This is a genomic window from Ferroplasma sp. Type II (assembly GCF_000496155.1).
Genome location: NZ_KI542806.1, coordinates 15,445 through 17,592, shown reverse-complemented (window position 1 = coordinate 17,592; position 2,148 = coordinate 15,445). Strand labels below are relative to the sequence as shown.

Below are 2,148 nucleotides of genomic sequence, written 5' to 3'. Positions count from 1 at the left end.
CCCAGGAATTGTTGATCACGCTACTTTGTGATAGGAGACCCTACTGGAAGCATGTCTCCTGTAATAAAACCTGGATCGGTGCTCTTTGTAGGACCTGTTAAACCATCACAGGTGAAAGTGGGGGAAATAATAGTATTCAATGCACCCTGGGAAAACGGAACATTATTTGCACACCAGGTAATACGCATATGTTATATTGGTGGTCATGAATATTTCAGAACAAAGGGGGTTGCAAATCCATCAGAGGATCCTAAACCGGTACCCACATATGATGTCAAAGGTCATGTTCTGTTTTCTATACCATATCTTGGATATGCACTGATTTATTCCAAAGTGATTTTAGCCATAATTTTCATGGGTGTGGCCGGTCTTATACTGTACCCGAGCAAGAGTAAAAAATCATGGAAGCCAGATGGAACAGGGTGGTAGAAATGTATGGTGTTATAAATAATATTCTTAGGGGTGAATGATATGGTGAATAATCTTGAAATAGTATTTGACAGCAATGAATGGGAAGATAGCTACAACGAACCACTTGACGGAGTTTCAAAGGAATACAAATTTGACCTTATTATACACTCCAGGAAAACTAACGAGAGAATACCGGTAGTATTGCTGAAAGGTAGTAATGAAAATAAAATGAAAAAGGTAAAAGAGTTTATAGATATGGTGCCTAAGAACAAATTCAAAAGAAAAATTGCTATATACAGTGGTGTTGTAGGACCTGAAATAAAGGAAACAGTTTTAAAATACGGAATGAAACTATATAAAAAAATAATAATGAACGAAGGTAACATGGCAAAAATAATAAAAATACCAGGTGCCCAATTCTTTGATGGCTATGATAAAGAAATAGAAAAAGGATATGAGAAAATCGAGAGACGCGAAAAAATATTTATAGTGAGGGAAATTCTACAACTATTGAAAAATAATGACGACGTGAATATCACCAGAATAATATACAAATGTAATTTAAACTATAGATATGCTATGAAACTTTTGGAAACCCTTATCGAGAAAGGAATTGTTGATTATATAGAATATAAAAATGGGGTAAAATACAGGATCACCAGGGAAGGAATGAAATATCTTGAAGACGTACAGAGATTATATGGTATATAGATATTTCTAATGTAATATAGCTGTTGTACCATTGCCATAATTATTATATTTAAACCATGTATTGTTGGAGTAATATATTGAAAGTCCTGAAAACAGCGTGTTTATTAGAATATGAATTTAATAGTATATATAAGGAATATTATAATCTTTGACACAAAAAGTCTAATACTAATGACAAACTTATTATATATGAGCTTATATAATGATGACCATTCTATAAAAATTTAGAATTTGTGCGGCGATAAGAAGAATATTAGCTCTAACTATGAGGTAATCATAAAGGATTATGACAACAAGATAATTTTTGCCATTTTCCTCAGCGGGAATATTATTGAAAAGATTAACATCCTAAAAACCTTAGAGATTCCAGAAGATATTAAAATAAGCTCATTAGTGGGCATATATTCGGGCATGATAGACAGCAATGTGAAAAGATTAGCTGCCAAGAATAAAATCAAACTTTTGAAATCATTGAATTTCAATTCAGGCATTTGCAATATTTCTATAAAATCTAATAATAAGAATGAAACAAAAACGACATTTACAAATTCTTCAAAAAGGTCTAGACTGGAGATAGAAAAGGAAATACTTGATGGTATAGCATCCAATGATTCAATGCCTATTACAAAGATCGTATATATGTGCAATCTAAATTATAAGTATGCCACTGATCTTATAGCAACAATGATTAAAAGAGAAATACTGGAAGAGAATGAAGAAAGAACCGGAATGAAATATAGGATAACTCCAGATGGAATGGAATACCTGCATAATTTGAAAAAAATACATATTAGTTGAGTTTGTTTTAAAACAGACATACATAGTAGTTTAATACCTTAAATTTAGGTATGGTATTATGATATTATTGTATGAATTTTCATATATGATGGGATTATACCTGATAACCCTGATTCTTGTGTTATTATATTTAAAAAGAAAAATAGGAACAATTTTTCATTCTATCGAGGGGGATAAAAATATTACAGACCTTCTATTTTTAAAACTGTTATTAGATTTTATCTATAA

General features: G+C 31.1%; 3 protein-coding genes. All 3 read left to right on the top strand.

Annotation, left to right across the window (positions count from 1 at the left end; translation table 11 throughout):
- Nucleotides 1–27 precede the first annotated feature (27 nt).
- Nucleotides 28–429 carry a signal peptidase I gene (locus tag AMDU4_RS12615; RefSeq protein WP_021788324.1) on the top strand — a complete coding sequence of 134 codons (402 nt, stop codon included), beginning with the start codon at nt 28–30 and terminating at the stop codon, nt 427–429.
- A 42-nt stretch (nt 430–471) separates the two neighbouring features.
- Nucleotides 472–1,122 (top strand): winged helix-turn-helix domain-containing protein, encoded by a 651-nt coding sequence (locus AMDU4_RS12610; RefSeq protein ID WP_021788323.1) that lies wholly within the window; start codon nt 472–474, stop codon nt 1,120–1,122.
- Nucleotides 1,123–1,353: 231 nt separating this feature from the next.
- Entirely contained in the window at nt 1,354–1,920 is a 567-nt protein-coding gene (locus AMDU4_RS12605; protein WP_021788322.1) for a winged helix-turn-helix domain-containing protein, read from the top strand.
- Nucleotides 1,921–2,148 lie beyond the last annotated feature (228 nt).